The organism is Pseudomonas sp. Choline-02u-1, from assembly GCF_002836515.1.
Lineage (GTDB): Bacteria > Pseudomonadota > Gammaproteobacteria > Pseudomonadales > Pseudomonadaceae > Aquipseudomonas.
In genome coordinates this window covers 39,033-56,124 of the sequence record NZ_PJBC01000013.1, presented here as the reverse complement: position 1 = coordinate 56,124, position 17,092 = coordinate 39,033, and the positions used below count along the sequence as shown (strand labels likewise).

Genomic DNA, 17,092 nt, shown 5'->3' with positions numbered 1-17,092 from the left:
AATCATGGCCGATTCATCAACGATCAGGAAAGGATTCCGCCCGGCGATCACACAGCCAGCACCACGACGCCCGGGCCGTATTCGCGCACACAAGACGCGAGATCTTATTCCGTGAGGTTCGCCGGCGTTGCTCGGCGGGCCAACCCAGTCCAAATGGCGCACCATGACCTCCAAAAACAATTCCGCCAGTGCTACAGCCGATCTGACCCTCAGCCCCGCCGCGAACAGCGCGTCACTAGCACGAGCTGCGCAGCCTTCGCGCCCGCTGTCGACCCAGCAATACCTGTATTTCACCGAAACCAACACCGACCGTATCCTCGATAACCTCGACGGCCTGCGCGATTCGGTGTTCCCGCGCCCGGCGCATCAGGAAGGCGACAACGAGCAGCACAACGACCAGGAATTCCCTTCGGTGTGCCTGATCGGCCTCGGTCGCTGCGGCTCCAATATCGCCCTCGACGTGGCGGAGCTGGTGTACAACGCGCGCAAGTTCTACCTCAACGAATTCAACAACGAAGACCGCCCGGCCGATCGACGTCTGGCCGACAAGGGCTACAGCCCGGCGCAGTGGATCAAGAACAACCTGCGCATCGGCACCGGCAAATCGACCAAACCGGTGTTTCTGGTCGAACCGCTGGTGATGCTCGGCGACCTCGACAAGGACATCGCCGGGCGCATCCGCTTTTCCCGCAAGGGCGAAAAAAGCGGCTTCCTGCGCGACTACAGCAAGATGAAGATCATGGACTTGTCCGAAGTCCACGCCGGTGGCGCCGGTAACGCGCCGATCCTCGGCCAGTACCTGGCGAAGATCATCCTCAACAAGGACACCCAGCGCTTCTCCAGCCCCGACTGGAAAATGATCCACTCGTACCTGATCGACAGCTGCGGGATCAAGGCCAACCAGTCGCGCCTGTACTTTTCGATTTTCAGTGCCGGCGGCGGTACCGGTTCGGGCATGGCCTCGGAGTTCGGCCTCGCTCAGCAGCACTCGTACATGAACAAGACGTTCGACACCAAACCGATGGACGAGCACGACGGCAAGAGCGGGCATTCGTTTGTGTTCGAGCCGATCTTCACCAGCGGCATCTGCGTGCTGCCGAACATTTCCGACCACCGCAGCGAAATGTCCGAGGCGCTGCACATCAACGCCGGGCGCCTGCTGTGCAAATACCTGTCGGAAGAATGGGATTTCTCCTACAACTTCGCCAACGAAGACAGCAGCGAAGCCAGCGTGATGGGGCGTATCCGCCCGTGGAACGCGATGATGCTGATTTCCAACGACATCATGCGTTACGCCGAAGAAAGCGATGACGGCAACATCCAGAACATTGACGTCAATGCCATGGAGAAGCACGCCAACCAGTACATATCGCAGCAGATCTTCAACATTCTGACAGCGCAGGCAGTCACCACTGACTACGACCAGAACTACTTCCGCCGCGCCGGCATCGACATTGGCGAAACCATCCGCCTGGATGCCAACGACCTGTTCATGAGCCTGGCCGGACCCGTGGCGATTGCCTACGCCGAATCGGTGGTGCCGGAAACCCCGCCGCCGAGCAGCGACAAGTTCAAGGTCTTCGATAAAGAGCCGCAACGCCTGAACATCGACGACCTGTTCTTCCGTTCGATCGACCTGCCGCACTTCAACAAGGTCACCCAGGCCATCGAAGGCATCAGCCTGCTGCCGATCGAATCCAAGCGTTATCGCGCTTCGCTTGAGCAGTACAAGAATTCCGGCTACGACGCCGCCGCGCTGCACGACCTGCATTTCTTCAAGAATTGCTCGTCGGTGGTGTCGATCGTCTCGCTGCCCAAAGACTACAAACTGTCGTACATGGACCTGAACCGGTTGAAGACCCACCTCAACAGCCTGTTCCCCAACACCACGCTCAAGCGCTACGCGCTGGTGATCGGCGCTTCGGCCAACCTGTCGCTGACCACCCTGATCGCCAAAAGCCCCTGCCTGTCGGACGACTTCCTGACGCTGATCGTGGCGTTCATCAAGCGCTGCTTCGCGAAGAACCCGTACCGTTTCGACGAGACACTGGACAACTCGATCCTCGACTTCATCATTCAGGAAGACTTCGACGAAGCGCGGATCGACGACCTGCTCAACGAATTCGAAAACCCGGCGAAGATCCTCGACACCAACTGGTACGCGATCAAACCGATGTATGAGAAGAAGTACCGCGAGCTGATCAACGACAAGGACAAGTTCGTCTCGATCAATGACATTCGCCTGTCGCGCGATTGCGTGAAGAAGTCGATCAAGTACTTGCGCGAGATCTACCGTCACCGGATTGGCAAGACCAAGGTGATTTCGCTCAATAACCATACCGGAAAGACTTACTCGGTCTGATCCAGCACCGAGTCGCCCCTATTCGCGATCAGGTTCGCTCCCACATTTGGAATGCGTTCCCCTGTTGGAGCGAGCCTGCTCGCGAAGAGGCCTTTGCACCGATACATATTTCACTGACTCAACACCCAGAAACAATTAAGCGACCCTCGGGCCGCCCAATAAACTGTTCCCGTTACGTTTACGTCACCGTGATGCGTGGTGTTTCTCTACGGCAACGTGCCATCACGCTACTCCGCTACACACTTGCGGTGTGGCGCTGCAGGCACCAAAACGGTGCAGCCGCTCAAACCTTCGCCCTTTCCTGGATCAGAATCCAGGGAGAAACCACCACCGCCCACAACTGCGGGTCACGTTCGAAAATATCCAGCGCCCGCGTTTCAGACAGCTTGGCGACCTTGTCCTCAGCCAGCCAGGCTGCGACTTTCTCGCCTTCGTCCGATGCCACGGCCTCGGCAGCAGCGATCAAATCGAGGTCAGGGTCGACCCACAATAGGGCACCCTTGGCGAAGAACGGCTCCAGCTCTTTCCAGGTAATAGATGCCGTTTCACCAAGCAGCTTGGCATAGAGGGTGCTAGGTTCTTGATTCATGGGGAGCTGTCCGGAAAAGAAATCGACGCGAATAATAACGTTGGTGGTCCGTCAGAAAAACCCGGTTGCAAAACGCTGCACTGAACGACAAGAGCAGGAAAGCCAATGGATGCTGCCTTTTGGGGTATACGCCCCCGATTGACCCGCCGCAATTCTGTCTCTTTCATTCAAAAACGCGACACCCCCAAGTTTTGCCCCGTGGCGCCCGCTTCCCAGTTGATCAAGCGGCGCTCTACACTGTACCGGTACAGTTGCCGGGGCATTTTCCGGAGGGTATCGCAAAGATATCTGACCCGGTTCTGCTGCTACGGCGCCAGAACTCTAAAAAATACAACAGTAAGAGTGGAGCACTATGACTAAGGCTACTAAGCAGATTTCCAAACTGTTTGCCGCTATGGTTCTGGCCGGGGTTGCCAGCCATTCGTTCGCAGCTGACACCATCAAAATCGGTATTGCCGGCCCTAAAACCGGTCCAGTAGCCCAGTACGGCGACATGCAGTTCAGTGGCGCAAAAATGGCCATCGAGCAGATCAACGCCAAGGGCGGTGTCGATGGCAAGCAACTGCAAGCCGTTGAATACGACGATGCCTGCGATCCGAAACAAGCGGTAGCGGTAGCGAACAAGGTCGTCAACGACGGCGTCAAGTTCGTGGTCGGTCACCTGTGCTCCAGCTCCACCCAGCCAGCTTCGGACATCTACGAAGACGAAGGCGTGATCATGATCACCCCGGCCGCCACCAGCCCGGACATCACCGCCCGTGGCTACAAAATGATCTTCCGCACCATCGGTCTCGACAGCGCCCAGGGCCCTGCCGCCGGCAACTACATCGCCGATCACGTGAAACCGAAAGTGGTTGGCGTGCTGCACGACAAACAGCAATACGGCGAAGGCATCGCCACCGCCGTCAAATCGACCCTAGAGAAGAAAGGCACCAAGGTTGCCGTCTTCGAAGGCGTCAACGCCGGTGACAAAGACTTCTCCGCAATCATCGCCAAGCTCAAGCAAGCCGGTGTCGACTTCGTTTACTACGGCGGCTACCACCCGGAGCTGGGCCTGATCCTGCGTCAGGCTCAGGAAAAAGGTCTGAAGGCCCGCTTCATGGGTCCGGAAGGCGTGGGTAACGACTCGATCACCCAGATCGCCAAGGACGCATCCGAAGGCCTGCTGGTGACCCTGCCCAAATCCTTCGATCAGGATCCGGCCAACGTTGCCCTGGCTGATGCATTCAAGGCCAAGAAAGAAGATCCGAGCGGTCCGTTCGTGTTCCCGTCCTACTCGGCGGTGACCGTGATTGCCGAAGGCATCAAGGCGGCCAAGTCCGAAGACGCGACCAAAGTGGCTGAAGCCATCCACGCCGGTTCGTTCAAGACGCCGACCGGTGACCTGAGCTTCGACGACAAGGGCGACCTGAAGGACTTCAAATTTGTCGTGTACGAGTGGCACAACGGCAAACCTAAAACCGAAGTTTCGCCTCAGTAAGGCCTTGCCCGACTGACTGCCAATAAAGCCCACGGCGTGCCGTGGGCTTTGTTTTGCGAATGTATGGGCCGCGCTGGCGTGATCCGCCAGTCTGCCCACCTGAAAATCTCAAAACCGTCATCAGCGGTTCGCTGGCAAAACCCGGATTCGAAGTGGATAGAGATCCACGGGGCCGGGCGGGAAAATGACTCCACCAGTGAAATGCGTACAGGTTTTTAGGAGCGCTGTAATGCCTGACCTCTATCACTTCTTCCAACAGCTGGTTAACGGCCTCAACGTTGGCAGCATGTATGCCCTGATCGCCATCGGCTACACGATGGTTTACGGCATCATTGGAATGATCAACTTCGCCCACGGCGAGGTCTACATGATCGGTTCCTACGTGGCCTTCATCGCCGTCGCCGGGTTGACCATGATGGGACTCGACAGTGTCCCGCTGTTGATGACCGCAGCGTTTATCGCCAGCATCGTCGTCACCAGTTCCTACGGTTACAGCATCGAACGGATTGCCTACCGCCCCCTGCGCGGCAGTAACCGTCTGATCCCGCTGATTTCCGCCATCGGTATGTCGATCTTCCTGCAGAACACCGTTCTGCTGGCGCAAGACTCCAAGGACAAAGCTATCCCCAACCTGATCCCGGGCAACTTCGTCTTCGGTCCGGGTGGCGCACAAGAAGTGCTGATTTCCTACATGCAGATCGTGGTGTTCGTAGTGACCGTGATCGCCATGCTCGGCCTGACCCTGTTCATCTCACGTTCTCGTCTGGGCCGCGCCTGCCGCGCCTGCGCCGAAGACATCAAGATGGCCAACCTGCTCGGCATCAACACCAACAACATCATCGCCCTGACCTTTGTCATCGGTGCTGCGCTGGCCGCGGTGGCGGCTGTGCTGCTGAGCATGCAATACGGCGTGATCAACCCGAACGCCGGCTTCCTCGTCGGCCTCAAGGCCTTCACCGCTGCGGTATTGGGCGGCATCGGCAGCATCCCGGGGGCGATGCTCGGCGGTTTGGTGCTCGGTGTAGCGGAAGCGTTCGGTGCCGATATCTTCGGCGACCAGTACAAGGACGTCGTCGCGTTCGGCCTGCTGGTTCTGGTGCTCTTGTTCCGTCCGACCGGCATTCTGGGCCGTCCGGAGGTTGAGAAAGTATGACTAGGAATCTTAAACAGGCGCTGTTCAGCGCTTTGCTGGTGTGGGCCGTGGCCTACCCGGTACTCGGTCTGAAACTGACCATCGTCGGCATCAACCTGGAAGTGCACAACACCAGCCCTGCAGTACTCGCGACCATCGCGATCTGCTCGGTGCTGATGTTTTTGCGCGTGCTGTTCAACCAGCAGATCAGCAAGGCCTGGCGCTCCTCCCCGGGCATGCCGCTGATCCCGGCCAAGGCCAGCAACTTCCTGACCCTGCCAACCACCCAGCGCTATTTCATCATTGCGCTGATTCTGCTCGCCCTGGTCTGGCCGTTCTTCGGCTCCCGTGGCGCGGTGGATATCGCCACGCTGATCCTGATCTACGTGATGCTCGGCCTGGGCCTGAACATCGTTGTCGGTCTGGCCGGCCTGCTTGACCTCGGTTACGTCGGTTTCTACGCCGTCGGCGCCTACAGCTACGCGCTGCTGTCGCACTACTACGGCCTGAGCTTCTGGATCTGCCTGCCGATTGCCGGGCTGATGGCGGCGACGTTCGGCTTCCTGCTGGGCTTCCCGGTGTTGCGTCTGCGCGGCGACTATCTGGCGATCGTGACCTTGGGTTTCGGTGAGATCATCCGTCTGTTCCTGCGTAACCTGACCGATATCACCGGCGGCCCGAACGGCATCAGCAACATCGAAAAACCGACGTTCTTCGGCCTGACCTTCGAGCGTAAAGCGGCGGAAGGCCTGCAGACGTTCCATGAGTATTTCGGCCTGCAATACAACTCGATCAACAAGGTGATCTTCCTCTACCTCGTTGCCCTGTTGCTGGCACTGGCCGCGCTGTTCGTGATCAACCGTTTGCTGCGCATGCCGATCGGCCGTGCGTGGGAAGCGCTGCGTGAAGACGAAATCGCCTGCCGTGCGCTGGGCCTGAACCCGACCGTGATCAAGCTTTCCGCGTTCACCCTCGGGGCTGCGTTTGCCGGTTTCGCCGGCAGCTTCTTCGCCGCGCGTCAGGGTCTGGTGACGCCGGAGTCGTTCACCTTCATCGAGTCGGCGATCATCCTCGCCATCGTCGTGCTGGGGGGCATGGGCTCGCAACTGGGTGTGATTCTGGCGGCGATCGTAATGATCCTGTTGCCGGAAATGATGCGTGAGTTCAGCGAATACCGCATGTTGATGTTCGGTGCGCTGATGGTGCTGATGATGATCTGGCGTCCACAAGGTCTGCTGCCGATGCAACGCCCACACATGGAGTTGCGCAAATGAGCCGCGAGATCCTTAAAGTCGACAATCTGAGCATGCGCTTCGGCGGTTTGCTCGCGGTCAACGGTGTGGCCTTGACCGTCAAAGAGAAACAAGTGGTTGCCCTGATCGGGCCGAACGGTGCCGGCAAGACCACCGTGTTCAACTGCCTGACCGGTTTCTATCAGCCTACCGGCGGCAGCATCCTGCTCGACGGCGAGCCGATTCAGGGCCTGCCGGGCCACAAGATCGCCCTCAAAGGCGTGGTGCGCACCTTCCAGAACGTGCGTCTGTTCAAGGACATGACTGCGGTCGAGAACCTGTTGATCGCCCAGCACCGTCACTTGAACACCAACTTCCTGTCCGGCCTGTTCAAGACCCCGGCGTTCCGCAAAAGCGAGCGCGAGGCGATGGAATTTGCCGAGTACTGGCTGGAAAAGGTCAACCTCAAAGAGTTCGCCAACCGCACCGCCGGCACCCTCGCCTATGGCCAGCAACGACGTCTGGAAATCGCCCGCTGCATGATGACCCGCCCGCGGATTCTCATGCTCGACGAACCGGCCGCCGGCCTGAACCCGAAAGAGACCGAAGACCTCAAGGCGCTGATCGGCGTGCTGCGTGAAGAGCACAACGTCACCGTGCTGCTGATCGAACACGACATGAAACTGGTCATGAGCATTTCCGACCACATTGTCGTGATCAACCAGGGCACGCCTCTGGCTGATGGTACGCCGGAACAGATCCGCGACAATCCTGAAGTGATCAAAGCCTACCTGGGGGAAGCGTAAATGCTGCAGTTTGAAAACGTTTCCACCTTCTACGGCAAGATCCAGGCCCTGCACAGCGTCAACGTCGAAGTCCGTCAAGGCGAGATCGTCACGCTGATCGGCGCCAACGGTGCCGGCAAGTCCACACTGCTGATGACGCTCTGCGGTTCGCCGCAAGCACACAGCGGCAGTATCCGCTACATGGGTGAGGAACTGGTCGGCCAGGACTCGTCGCAGATCATGCGCAAGAGCATCGCCGTAGTGCCGGAAGGTCGTCGGGTGTTCGCCCGTCTGACCGTGGAGGAAAACCTGTCGATGGGCGGATTTTTCACCAACAAGGGCGATTACCAGGAGCAGATGGACAAGGTTCTCGAACTTTTCCCACGCCTCAAAGAGCGCTTCAATCAGCGCGGCGGCACCATGTCCGGCGGCGAACAGCAAATGCTCGCCATCGGCCGCGCGCTGATGAGCAAGCCCAAGCTGTTGCTGCTCGACGAGCCGTCGCTGGGTCTGGCGCCGATCATCATCCAGCAGATCTTCGACATCATCGAACAGCTGCGCAAGGACGGGGTGACGGTGTTCCTGGTCGAGCAGAACGCCAACCAGGCACTGAAAATCGCCGACCGCGCGTACGTTCTGGAGAACGGCCGCGTGGTCATGCAAGGCACCGGTGAAGCGCTGCTGACCGACCCGAAAGTACGCGAGGCGTACCTCGGCGGTTGAGTGTTCTCGCTGAACAACAAAACGGCCTTCGGGCCGTTTTTTTGTGCCCACGAAACCGCGGATCTACTCCCCCCTGCGGGAGCGGGCTTGCTCGCGTAAGCAGTGTGTCAGTTAACCAAAATGTCGACTGATTCACCGCTTTAGCGAGCAAGCCAGCTCCCACAAGGGATAGCCGTGTCAGGAAAATCTCTGGAAAAGTTTTGCGGCCCGCTGTAACGCATCGCGGTGAGCGTTCTCTAGAGGCACAAGCAAGCGCAAATCGCTTGCAGAAACCCTGATAAAACCTGGAGAAACATCATGACTGCGACTACCCGTACCCTGTCCGCCACCGCTCTGGTTCTGGCTCTCGGTTCCGCACTGAGCATTGCCAGTGTCTCCACCGCCCAGGCCGCCGATGCCAATATGGAAAAATGCTTCGGCGTGGCCATGAAGGGCAAAAACGATTGCGCCGCAGGCGCCGGTACTACCTGCGCCGGCACGGCGAAAATGGATGATCAGGCCAACGCCTGGAAACTCGTTCCGAAAGGCACCTGCGCCACCACCGAAAGCAAAACCTCGCCGACCGGTTTCGGTCAGCTCGAAGCCTTCAAAGCCAAGTCCTGATCAGCGACCTGCCTGAGTGACGCCCATGTTCAGTCATCACGAACCGTCCCTGCCGCGCACTCAGGCAGCTCGCACCGAGCTCCCTGCCCGCGCCGGGCTGGGGCTCAAGACCGGGCACTTCCGCGAAGTGCTCGGCTCCATTCCGGACCTCGGTTTCTTTGAAGTCCACGCCGAAAACTACATGGTGGCCGGCGGCCCGTTTCATCATTTTCTCGGTCTGATCCGCGAGCAGTACCCGCTGTCATTGCATGGCGTGGGACTGTCGATCGGTGGCGAAGGCCCGCTGGACAGCCAGCACCTCAAACGCCTCGCCGAGCTGATCGAACGCTATCAACCACAAGCCTTTTCCGAACATCTGGCCTGGTCGAGCCACGGCCCGGTGTTTCTCAATGATCTGTTGCCACTGGCCTATGACACGCCGACGTTGAACCGCGTTTGCGCGCACATCGATCAAGTACAGAACACTTTGAAACGAACGATGCTGCTGGAAAACCCGGCGACCTATCTGGCGTTTCAGCATTCGACGATCGACGAGGCCGAGTTCATTGCCGAAGTGATCCGCCGCAGCGGCTGCGGCTTGTTGCTCGACGTCAACAATGTCTACGTGTCGTGCATCAATCATCAGCGCGATCCGATGGCTTACCTTGATGCGTTACCGCTGCACGCAGTCGGCGAGATTCATCTGGCCGGCTTCGCTGAAGATTGCGACAACCTCGGCGATCGGTTGCTGATCGACGATCACGGCGCGCCGATTGATCAGGCCGTCTGGGAACTGTACCGACAAGTACTGCAGCGTATCGGCCCGGTGGCGACGCTGATAGAACGTGATAATCACGTGCCGGCCTTCGAGGTTTTGCTCGCCGAAGCGCAGCAAGCCGAGACGCTGTTGCGCCGCGCGGAGCGTGCGGCATGAGCACGCAAGCGGACTTCGCCGCCGCGCTGCTTGACGTACAACTGCCTCATCCCAAGGGCCTGTGCAGTCGCAACGGCGTCGACCCGTCACGGCGTTTCGCGGTCTATCGAAACAACGTGCAGGGCTCGCTGATCAATGCCCTGGCCGACAGTTATCCGGTGGTGCTGCAATTGGTCGGTGAGGAATTCTTCCGCGCCATGGCGGCGATTTTCATCCGCGCTCAACCGCCACAAAGTCCGTTGATGAGCCGCTATGGCGAGGACTTCGCCGACTTCATCGCGCAATTCGACCCTATTGCCGGCGTGCCTTATGTCGCTGATGTCGCGCGACTCGAACACTTGCGCACGCTCGCCTACCACGCCGCCGATGCGCAGCCGATCCGGCCTGAGCAAGTCAGCGCGGCGCTGGCCGATCCGCAGTCGCTGAGCGCGCTGTGTCTCCCATTGCATCCCTCGCTGCACCTGCTCGACTCGGCCTATGCCGTCGTAGCGATCTGGGCGGCGCATCAGCACGAGCAAAGCCTGGCAGGCATTGGTATCAATCGAGGCCAGCACGCCTTGGTGCTGCGCAACGGTCTCGAGGTTGAGCTTTTTGCTCTTGAACCGGGTGCGAGCGTATTTATTCGTCAGTTGACCGCGGGGCAAACGCTGCTCGCGGCGGTAGAGAACAGCCCGCCGTTCGACCTCGCCCAAACCCTCGCCTTGCTGATTGCGCACAACGCGATCACTCAGCTGAATTACATGGAGTTGCCATGAACACCTTAATCGCGCGTGTCATCGCACTGTTCGAAAAAATCCCGCACAGCCTGATTGCCTTCATCGCGCGTTTTTCCATCGCCGCCGTGTTCTGGAAGTCCGGACAAACCAAGGTTGAAGGGCTGGCTGTCGATTTGATTGACGGCACCTTTGAACTGGGCTGGCCGCGTTTGGCGGACTCGACGATTCCGTTGTTTCAGAGCGAGTACAACCTGCCGCTGCTGTCGCCAGAATTCGCCGCACATATGGCAGCGTTTGCCGAGCACGCGTTTCCGGTGTTGATTCTTTTTGGCCTGGCGACACGGTTTTCGGCGCTGGCACTGCTGGGCATGACCCTGACCATTCAACTGTTTGTCTACCCGGATGCCTACCCGACCCATGGCACCTGGGCGGCGGTGTTGCTGTACCTGATGGCGACCGGGCCGGGCAAGTTGTCGATCGATCACCTGATTGCCCGCCGTTTCCAAGGCTGACCTGAATTGTAGGAGCTGCCGAAGGCTGCGATCTTTTGATTTTTAAAAGCAAGATCAAAAGATCGCAGCCTTCGGCAGCTCCTATACAGGTTCGATATCAGCGCTGCAGCCGATCCAGCGCTTCGCCACTGCGCTTGAACCATCCCATCAAATGATCCGCCAACACCTGCGTGCGCTTGGGCAATCCGCCCTGATACGGGTGCACCAGATACATCGGCATCCGTCGGGTCTGGTAATCGCGCAGCAGCCAGCGCAAGCGGCCGTCAGCCAATTCGGTTTGCAGAAGATACGAAGGCAAACGTGCGATGCCGGCGCCGGACAGCGCGGCTTTTTTCAGCAGGCTGTAATGGTTGCTGGCGAACGGGCCTGACACCCGCACCCGCAATAATTCATGCTGCTGGTGATACAGCCACTCTTCCCGCCCGCTGTAATGGCTATTGAGCAAACAACGATGCTCAGCCAAGGCATGCGGCGTCGCCGGCTCGCCGAATCGCTCGAGGTAGGCCGGGCTGGCGCAGGTCATTTCGTGCCACGCCAACAGCGGCCTGGCCACGAGCCGATCGTCATTGGCCACCTCGGCGCGAATCGCCAGATCGAAACCGTCGCGGGACAGATCGCGATAGCTGTTGTTCAGCTCCAGCTCGATCTGCACATCGGGGTATTGCCCGGAAAACTCCAGCAACAATCCATCGAAGAAGGTCTCGCCGAGCGATACCGGAACGGTCATGCGCACCGGCCCGGCCATATCGTCCTTCAACCGCGCCAAAGCCTGCCGTGCGCGTGCGACCTGAGCCACCAGCGCCTGCGCCTGCGGCAGCAGCGCCGCCCCTGCCGCCGTCAGGCTCAAGCGCCGGGTGGTGCGTTGCAGCAACACCACACTAAATTGCGCTTCGAGCTGGCTGATGCGCTTGGACAATTGGCCCTTGCTGCAGCCCAACTGCTGCGCGGCCAATGTAAAACTGCCGGCCTCGATCAGCACGGCAAACGCGGCAAGGTCATCCATTTCGCTCATGGATTGTTTCCATTTGAAAACCAAAGATTGCCTATTAGTGCGCTTATCCGCAGAAAAAACCACTCTAGACTGCAACCTCATTCATACACATGGGGTACAGCTCGATGAAGATTCTGTTGATAGGGGCCGGCGGCACCATCGGTTCGGCGGTAGACAAGGAGTTGTCGCAACGCCACGAAGTCGTGCGTATCGGCCGTAACAGCGGTGACTTGCAGGTGGATATCAGCGACAGCACATCGATTCGCAAACTGTTCGAGCAGACCGGCAAGTTCGATGCGCTGATCTGCGCGGCGGGCAACGTGACGTTTGCGGCGCTGGGCGAGATGACCGAAGACAGCTTCGCCCTCGGTTTGAAAGACAAACTGATGGGCCAGGTCAACCTGCTGCTGATCGGCCGCGAGTACGCCAATGACGGCGCCTCGTTCACCTTCACCACCGGTGTGCTCAGCCACGACCCGATTCGTAGCGGCGCCTCGGCAGCGCTGGTCAACGGCGCCCTCGACAGCTTCGTCCGCGCTGCTGCCATCGAGCTTCCACGTGGCTTGCGAGTGAACTCGGTGAGCCCGACCGTGCTCACCGAAGCCCTGGGCAAATACGCGCCCTACTTCCGTGGTTTCAAACCGGTTCCTGCAGCAGAAGTGGCATTGGCCTACGCGAAAAGTGTCGAAGGCCTGCAGACTGGTCAGACTTTACACGTGGGCTGAATCACTTAATCGATCAAGGTAGGTAAGAGCCGTTTGGCGACGGACCGCGACATGGTGATCCTGAGCTCCCCGCCCAGCTCGGATCGCACGGTGCCTGTGGAAATGTGCTGGCCGTTGATCGAAAGATTCAATGGCTGGCCCAGCGCCTCCAGACTGATTGCCCTCGCCCGTTCAGTGGCGGCGGGTGCCAGAGCAACGGATAAATGGACAAGATCCGGATTGGCCCCTTGATCATCCTTGAGCAACACTTCCATCTTTGTGAAATCAACCGCCGAAGAGAATTTCAGATCGGCAGCCTGGACGCTGGCAGCGCTTGCGGATGCCAACAGCAACAGCGCAATTTTCCATCGCATTGAACACTCCATGATCTATCAAAAAAAGTGCGTGAGACTATGCGGCGCCGCAGAGCCGGACTCAATAGTGGCCACTCAAGCCTTGTGATCGACAGCCACCCTCAGTAACGTGACGACAATTGTCTGGAGAGCCAAAGATGCGTGTTGCCCGTTCGATCGTCCTCGTTACCCTGCTGCCGTTGTTTGCCGCCTGCCAGTTGTTTGATGGCCAGCGCCAGAGTGTGTCCCACGCAGGGCAGACGCGCATGCAGGGGCAACTGACCGCCGCCGACGGCAAACTGGTGTTCCAGCCGTGTCAGGATCAGCGGCAGCTGGTGGTCAACGACATCGGCGGTACCAGCGTCCTGCAAGAAGCCGCCACTCTGGCCGACGAGCAAGGCAAACTGTTTGCCGATGTGCGTGGCAAGGTCTCCGGCGATCGCCTCGACCTGGGCCAGTTGTATCGCGTCGAACGCTCGGGCACAGCCTGTGATGACCCCAACTTCAAACTGTTGATCCTGCGCGCCGCCGGCCATGGCCCCCAATGGAACGTCAAGGTCAGTGGCAAAGGGATGGTCATCGAACGCCAAGGCCAGCCCCCGCTCGCCGTGCCGTATGTGGAAGAGCAGCTGGGCGACGGTCGCTTCAATCTCAGCAGCGAAGCCAACAACCAGCGCATCGAATTGTGGGTCGCGCCGCAGCGCTGCGTCGACAGCAGCACCGGCAGCGTGCAGCACATGAGCGCCGAGTTGCGTATCGACGGTCAGGTGCAGCGCGGCTGCGGCTATTTCGGCGGCGCGCGCAACGACTGATCGTTTTTCCCCCACGGATCCGCTCGCGGCGGCTTATAATCGCCGCCTTCAAACGCCCTGGCGCAGTTGTGCGCCCCGCGAATCCGGATCCCGCCATGTTACGAATCACCGAACTCAAGCTGCCAATCGACCATCCCGAAGAAGACCTGCGCGCGGCCATCGTGCAACGCTTGGGCATCGCCAGCGATGATCTGCTCGATTTCACCTTGTTCAAGCGCAGCTATGACGCGCGCAAAAAGTCTTCCGAACTGTGCTTCATCTACACCATCGACCTCAACGTACGCGACGAGGCCAAGGTACTGGGCAAGTTCGCCGACGACCGTAACGTCAACGTGGCGCCGGATGTCAGCTACAAATTCGTCGGCCAGGCACCGAACGATCTTGGCCAACGGCCGATCGTCGTCGGTTTCGGCCCGTGCGGCATCTTTGCCGGCCTCCTGCTGGCGCAAATGGGCTTTAAACCGATCATTCTCGAACGCGGCACCGAAGTCCGTCAGCGCACCAAGGACACCTGGGGCCTGTGGCGCAAAAGCGTGCTCAATCCCGAGTCCAACGTGCAGTTCGGCGAGGGCGGCGCGGGCACGTTCTCCGACGGCAAACTCTACAGCCAGATCAAAGATCCGAAATTCCTTGGGCGCAAAGTCCTGCACGAATTCGTCAAGGCCGGTGCGCCGGAAGAAATCCTCTACGTCAGCAAACCGCACATCGGTACGTTTCGCCTGACCGGCATGGTCGAAAACATGCGCGAGCAGATCCGCGAGCTGGGCGGTGAAGTGCGCTTCCAGGAGCGCGTTTCCGACGTGCTGATAGAAGACGGCCAACTGGTCGGCGTGCAACTGGCGAGCGGCGAAACCTTGCATTCGAAGCATGTGGTTCTGGCCCTGGGCCATAGCGCCCGCGACACCTTCCGCATGTTGCATAGCCGTGGCGTGTTCATGGAAGCCAAACCGTTTTCGGTGGGTTTCCGTATCGAACACCCGCAATCGCTGATCGACCGTGCGCGCTTGGGCAAATACGCCGGGCACCCGAAACTCGGCGCTGCCGATTACAAACTGGTGCACCACGCCAAGAACGGCCGTTCGGTCTACAGCTTCTGCATGTGCCCGGGCGGCACCGTCGTCGCAGCGACCTCCGAGCCCAATCGTGTGGTCACCAACGGCATGAGCCAATACTCGCGTAACGAGCGCAATGCCAACTCCGGTATCGTCGTCGGCATCACCCCCGAAGTCGATTACCCGGGCGGCCCGCTGGCCGGTATCGAATTGCAGGAACGCCTGGAATCCCACGCGTTCATCCTCGGCGGCAGCGACTACAAGGCCCCGGCGCAACTGGTCGGCGACTTCATCAATGGCAAGCCTTCGACCGAACTGGGCGAAGTCGAACCGTCGTACAAGCCAGGCGTTGCGCTGGGTGATCTGGCATTGGCGCTGCCGGACTTTGCCATTGAAGCGATCCGTGAAGCCTTGCCAGCCTTCGAGAAGCAGATTCGCGGTTATTCGCTGCACGATGCGGTGCTGACCGGAATCGAGACCCGCACTTCATCACCGCTGCGCATCACCCGCAACGAGTCGCTGCAGAGCATGAACGTCAAGGGCCTGTTCCCGGCGGGTGAAGGCGCCGGTTATGCCGGCGGGATTCTCTCGGCGGGTGTCGACGGGATACGCATTGCCGAGGCTGTGGCCCGGGATATCCTCGGCCTCACTGACTAATCAGCATTAGCTGACACAACACAACCCCTGTGGCAGCGGGCTTGCTCGCGAAAGCGTCGTATCAGTCGATTCATTTATCGCCTGACACACCGCCTTCGCGAGCAAGCCCGCTACCACATTTGATTTTCGGGGTGTCAGATATTGGCGCGCAGCACTGACGCCGGCAGCACCTCCCCACGCTCGGCACTCGCCGCCACCGCTGCTATCAACTCACCCAGTTCATACCCCTGCGCTTTCAACCAGTCCTGATCGTAATAGGTGTCGACATAACGCTCGCCGCCATCGCACAGGATAGCCACGATCGACCCCGACTGCCCCGCCGCTTTCATCTGCTGCGCCGCCATCAACGCACCGATCAGATTGGTCCCGCTCGACCCGCCGACATGCCGCCCCAAACGCTGCGCCAGATAATGCATGGCCGCCAGCGACAAGGCGTCCGGCACCTTGACCATCGCGTCGATGACGTTGGGCAGAAAGGACGCCTCTACCCGCGGCCGACCAATGCCTTCGATGCGCGAGCCGCAGTCGAGCCGCAGGCTGGCATCACCGCTCTGATAGAAATCGAAGAACACCGAGCGCTCGGCATCGGCACACAACACGCGCGTGCAGTGCTGGCGATAGCGTACGTAACGACCGAGGGTGGCAGTGGTGCCGCCGGTGCCGGGACTGGAAATCAGCCAAGTCGGCTCTGGGTGTTTTTCGTAGCGCATCTGCTGGAAGATCGACTCGGCGATGTTGTTGTTCGCCCGCCAGTCGGTAGCGCGTTCGGCGTACGTGAACTGATCGATGAAGTGACCGCCGTGCTCGCGGGCCAGGCGCTCGGATTCGGCGTAGATCTGCGTCGGATCCTGCACCAGATGACTCTGCCCGCCGTAGAAGGCAATCTGGGCAATCTTTTCTCTCGAGGTGGACGCCGGCATCACCGCGATGAATGGCAGACCGAGCATGCGGGCGAAATACGCTTCGGAAATCGCCGTCGAGCCGCTGGACGCTTCGATCACCGGCGCGCCGGGTTTCAGCCAGCCGTTACACAGCGCGTAAAGGAACAGCGAACGAGCCAGACGATGCTTGAGGCTACCAGTGGGATGGCTGGACTCGTCCTTGAAATACAACTCGATGCCGGCAAAACCAGGCAGCGGCAAGGGGATCAGGTGGGTGTCGGCGCTGCGCTGGAAGTCCGCCTCGATGATGCGGATGGCTTCACGGGCCCACTGTCGGGTGTCGCTCATGGTCTCGGTTCTCACTGAATCAGACAGGAGATCGAACTCCTGAAAAAGGTCTACGACAAGCTTAGGAAGAATCGGCTAGCGGGCAAAGATACAGCTGAGTCTCAATCTATACGGCAACTGCTAGGCTCAACGTGGCCGGGGCCAGATACCTTGTAACGACATATAACAAAAAAGAATATAACTTTTGTTTTAACAACTAACCGTACGGGTTAGGGTAGACCACCTTTTTTGATCTGATGGAGAGCGA

17 protein-coding genes are annotated in these 17,092 nt (G+C 59.4%); 13 read left to right on the top strand and 4 right to left on the bottom strand.

Annotated features, from left to right (window positions below; all coding sequences use genetic code 11):
• Positions 1-163: 163 nt before the first annotated feature.
• Positions 164-2,362: a hypothetical protein gene (locus tag CXF97_RS10265; RefSeq protein WP_101158405.1), complete on the top strand. Its 2,199-nt coding sequence runs from the start codon at positions 164-166 to the stop codon at positions 2,360-2,362.
• A 283-nt stretch (positions 2,363-2,645) separates the two neighbouring features.
• On the opposite strand, the gene CXF97_RS10260 is transcribed toward CXF97_RS10265, so the two are convergent.
• Positions 2,646-2,951: a DUF2288 domain-containing protein gene (locus CXF97_RS10260; RefSeq protein ID WP_101158404.1), complete on the bottom strand. Its 306-nt coding sequence runs from the start codon at positions 2,949-2,951 to the stop codon at positions 2,646-2,648.
• 352 nt (positions 2,952-3,303) lie between these two features.
• Here CXF97_RS10260 and CXF97_RS10255 point away from each other — a divergent pair, with 352 nt between their 5' ends.
• The 9 genes from CXF97_RS10255 (at position 3,304) to CXF97_RS10215 (ending at position 11,047) form a co-directional block, all read left to right on the top strand.
• Positions 3,304-4,431, top strand: coding sequence for a branched-chain amino acid ABC transporter substrate-binding protein (locus CXF97_RS10255; protein ID WP_101158403.1), 1,128 nt, complete (start codon positions 3,304-3,306; stop codon positions 4,429-4,431).
• 229 nt (positions 4,432-4,660) lie between these two features.
• A complete protein-coding gene (livH, locus tag CXF97_RS10250) occupies positions 4,661-5,584 on the top strand; it encodes a high-affinity branched-chain amino acid ABC transporter permease LivH (RefSeq protein ID WP_101158402.1) in 924 nt (307 codons plus the stop codon).
• A complete protein-coding gene (locus CXF97_RS10245; RefSeq protein WP_101158401.1) occupies positions 5,581-6,837 on the top strand; it encodes a high-affinity branched-chain amino acid ABC transporter permease LivM in 1,257 nt (418 codons plus the stop codon). Before livH ends, CXF97_RS10245 begins: the two co-directional genes overlap by 4 nt.
• Positions 6,834-7,601, top strand: coding sequence for a high-affinity branched-chain amino acid ABC transporter ATP-binding protein LivG (livG, locus tag CXF97_RS10240; RefSeq protein ID WP_101158400.1), 768 nt, complete (start codon positions 6,834-6,836; stop codon positions 7,599-7,601). The genes CXF97_RS10245 and livG overlap by 4 nt, the downstream gene beginning before the upstream one ends.
• Complete coding sequence (locus CXF97_RS10235; protein ID WP_101158399.1) at positions 7,602-8,303, top strand: ABC transporter ATP-binding protein; 702 nt, start codon at positions 7,602-7,604, stop codon at positions 8,301-8,303.
• Positions 8,304-8,600: 297 nt separating this feature from the next.
• Positions 8,601-8,906 (top strand): DUF2282 domain-containing protein, encoded by a 306-nt coding sequence (locus CXF97_RS10230; RefSeq protein WP_101158398.1) that lies wholly within the window; start codon positions 8,601-8,603, stop codon positions 8,904-8,906.
• Positions 8,907-8,931: 25 nt separating this feature from the next.
• A complete protein-coding gene (locus CXF97_RS10225) occupies positions 8,932-9,819 on the top strand; it encodes a DUF692 domain-containing protein (RefSeq protein WP_101158397.1) in 888 nt (295 codons plus the stop codon).
• Entirely contained in the window at positions 9,816-10,574 is a 759-nt protein-coding gene (locus CXF97_RS10220) for a DNA-binding domain-containing protein (protein ID WP_101158396.1), read from the top strand. The genes CXF97_RS10225 and CXF97_RS10220 overlap by 4 nt, the downstream gene beginning before the upstream one ends.
• Entirely contained in the window at positions 10,571-11,047 is a 477-nt protein-coding gene (locus CXF97_RS10215) for a DoxX family protein (RefSeq protein ID WP_101158395.1), read from the top strand. Before CXF97_RS10220 ends, CXF97_RS10215 begins: the two co-directional genes overlap by 4 nt.
• Positions 11,048-11,144: 97 nt before the next feature.
• Here the strand turns inward: CXF97_RS10215 and CXF97_RS10205 are convergent, their stop codons facing one another.
• Positions 11,145-12,059, bottom strand: coding sequence for a LysR family transcriptional regulator (locus CXF97_RS10205; protein WP_101158394.1), 915 nt, complete (start codon positions 12,057-12,059; stop codon positions 11,145-11,147).
• Positions 12,060-12,163: 104 nt separating this feature from the next.
• On the opposite strand from CXF97_RS10205, the gene CXF97_RS10200 reads away from it, so the two are divergent.
• Positions 12,164-12,763 (top strand): short chain dehydrogenase, encoded by a 600-nt coding sequence (locus CXF97_RS10200; RefSeq protein ID WP_101158734.1) that lies wholly within the window; start codon positions 12,164-12,166, stop codon positions 12,761-12,763.
• Between the two features lie 5 nt (positions 12,764-12,768).
• Here the strand turns inward: CXF97_RS10200 and CXF97_RS10195 are convergent, their stop codons facing one another.
• Complete coding sequence (locus CXF97_RS10195; RefSeq protein WP_101158393.1) at positions 12,769-13,116, bottom strand: hypothetical protein; 348 nt, start codon at positions 13,114-13,116, stop codon at positions 12,769-12,771.
• Positions 13,117-13,253: 137 nt separating this feature from the next.
• Between CXF97_RS10195 and CXF97_RS10190 the strand changes: the two genes are divergently transcribed.
• Positions 13,254-13,907, top strand: a complete 654-nt coding sequence (locus CXF97_RS10190; RefSeq protein ID WP_101158392.1) for a COG3650 family protein — start codon at positions 13,254-13,256, stop codon at positions 13,905-13,907.
• A gap of 95 nt (positions 13,908-14,002) precedes the next feature.
• Positions 14,003-15,616: an NAD(P)/FAD-dependent oxidoreductase gene (locus tag CXF97_RS10185; protein WP_101158391.1), complete on the top strand. Its 1,614-nt coding sequence runs from the start codon at positions 14,003-14,005 to the stop codon at positions 15,614-15,616.
• A 134-nt stretch (positions 15,617-15,750) separates the two neighbouring features.
• Here CXF97_RS10185 and CXF97_RS10180 read toward each other — a convergent pair whose 3' ends face one another.
• Positions 15,751-16,845, bottom strand: a complete 1,095-nt coding sequence (locus CXF97_RS10180; protein ID WP_101158390.1) for a PLP-dependent cysteine synthase family protein — start codon at positions 16,843-16,845, stop codon at positions 15,751-15,753.
• Positions 16,846-17,092: the final 247 nt, after the last annotated feature.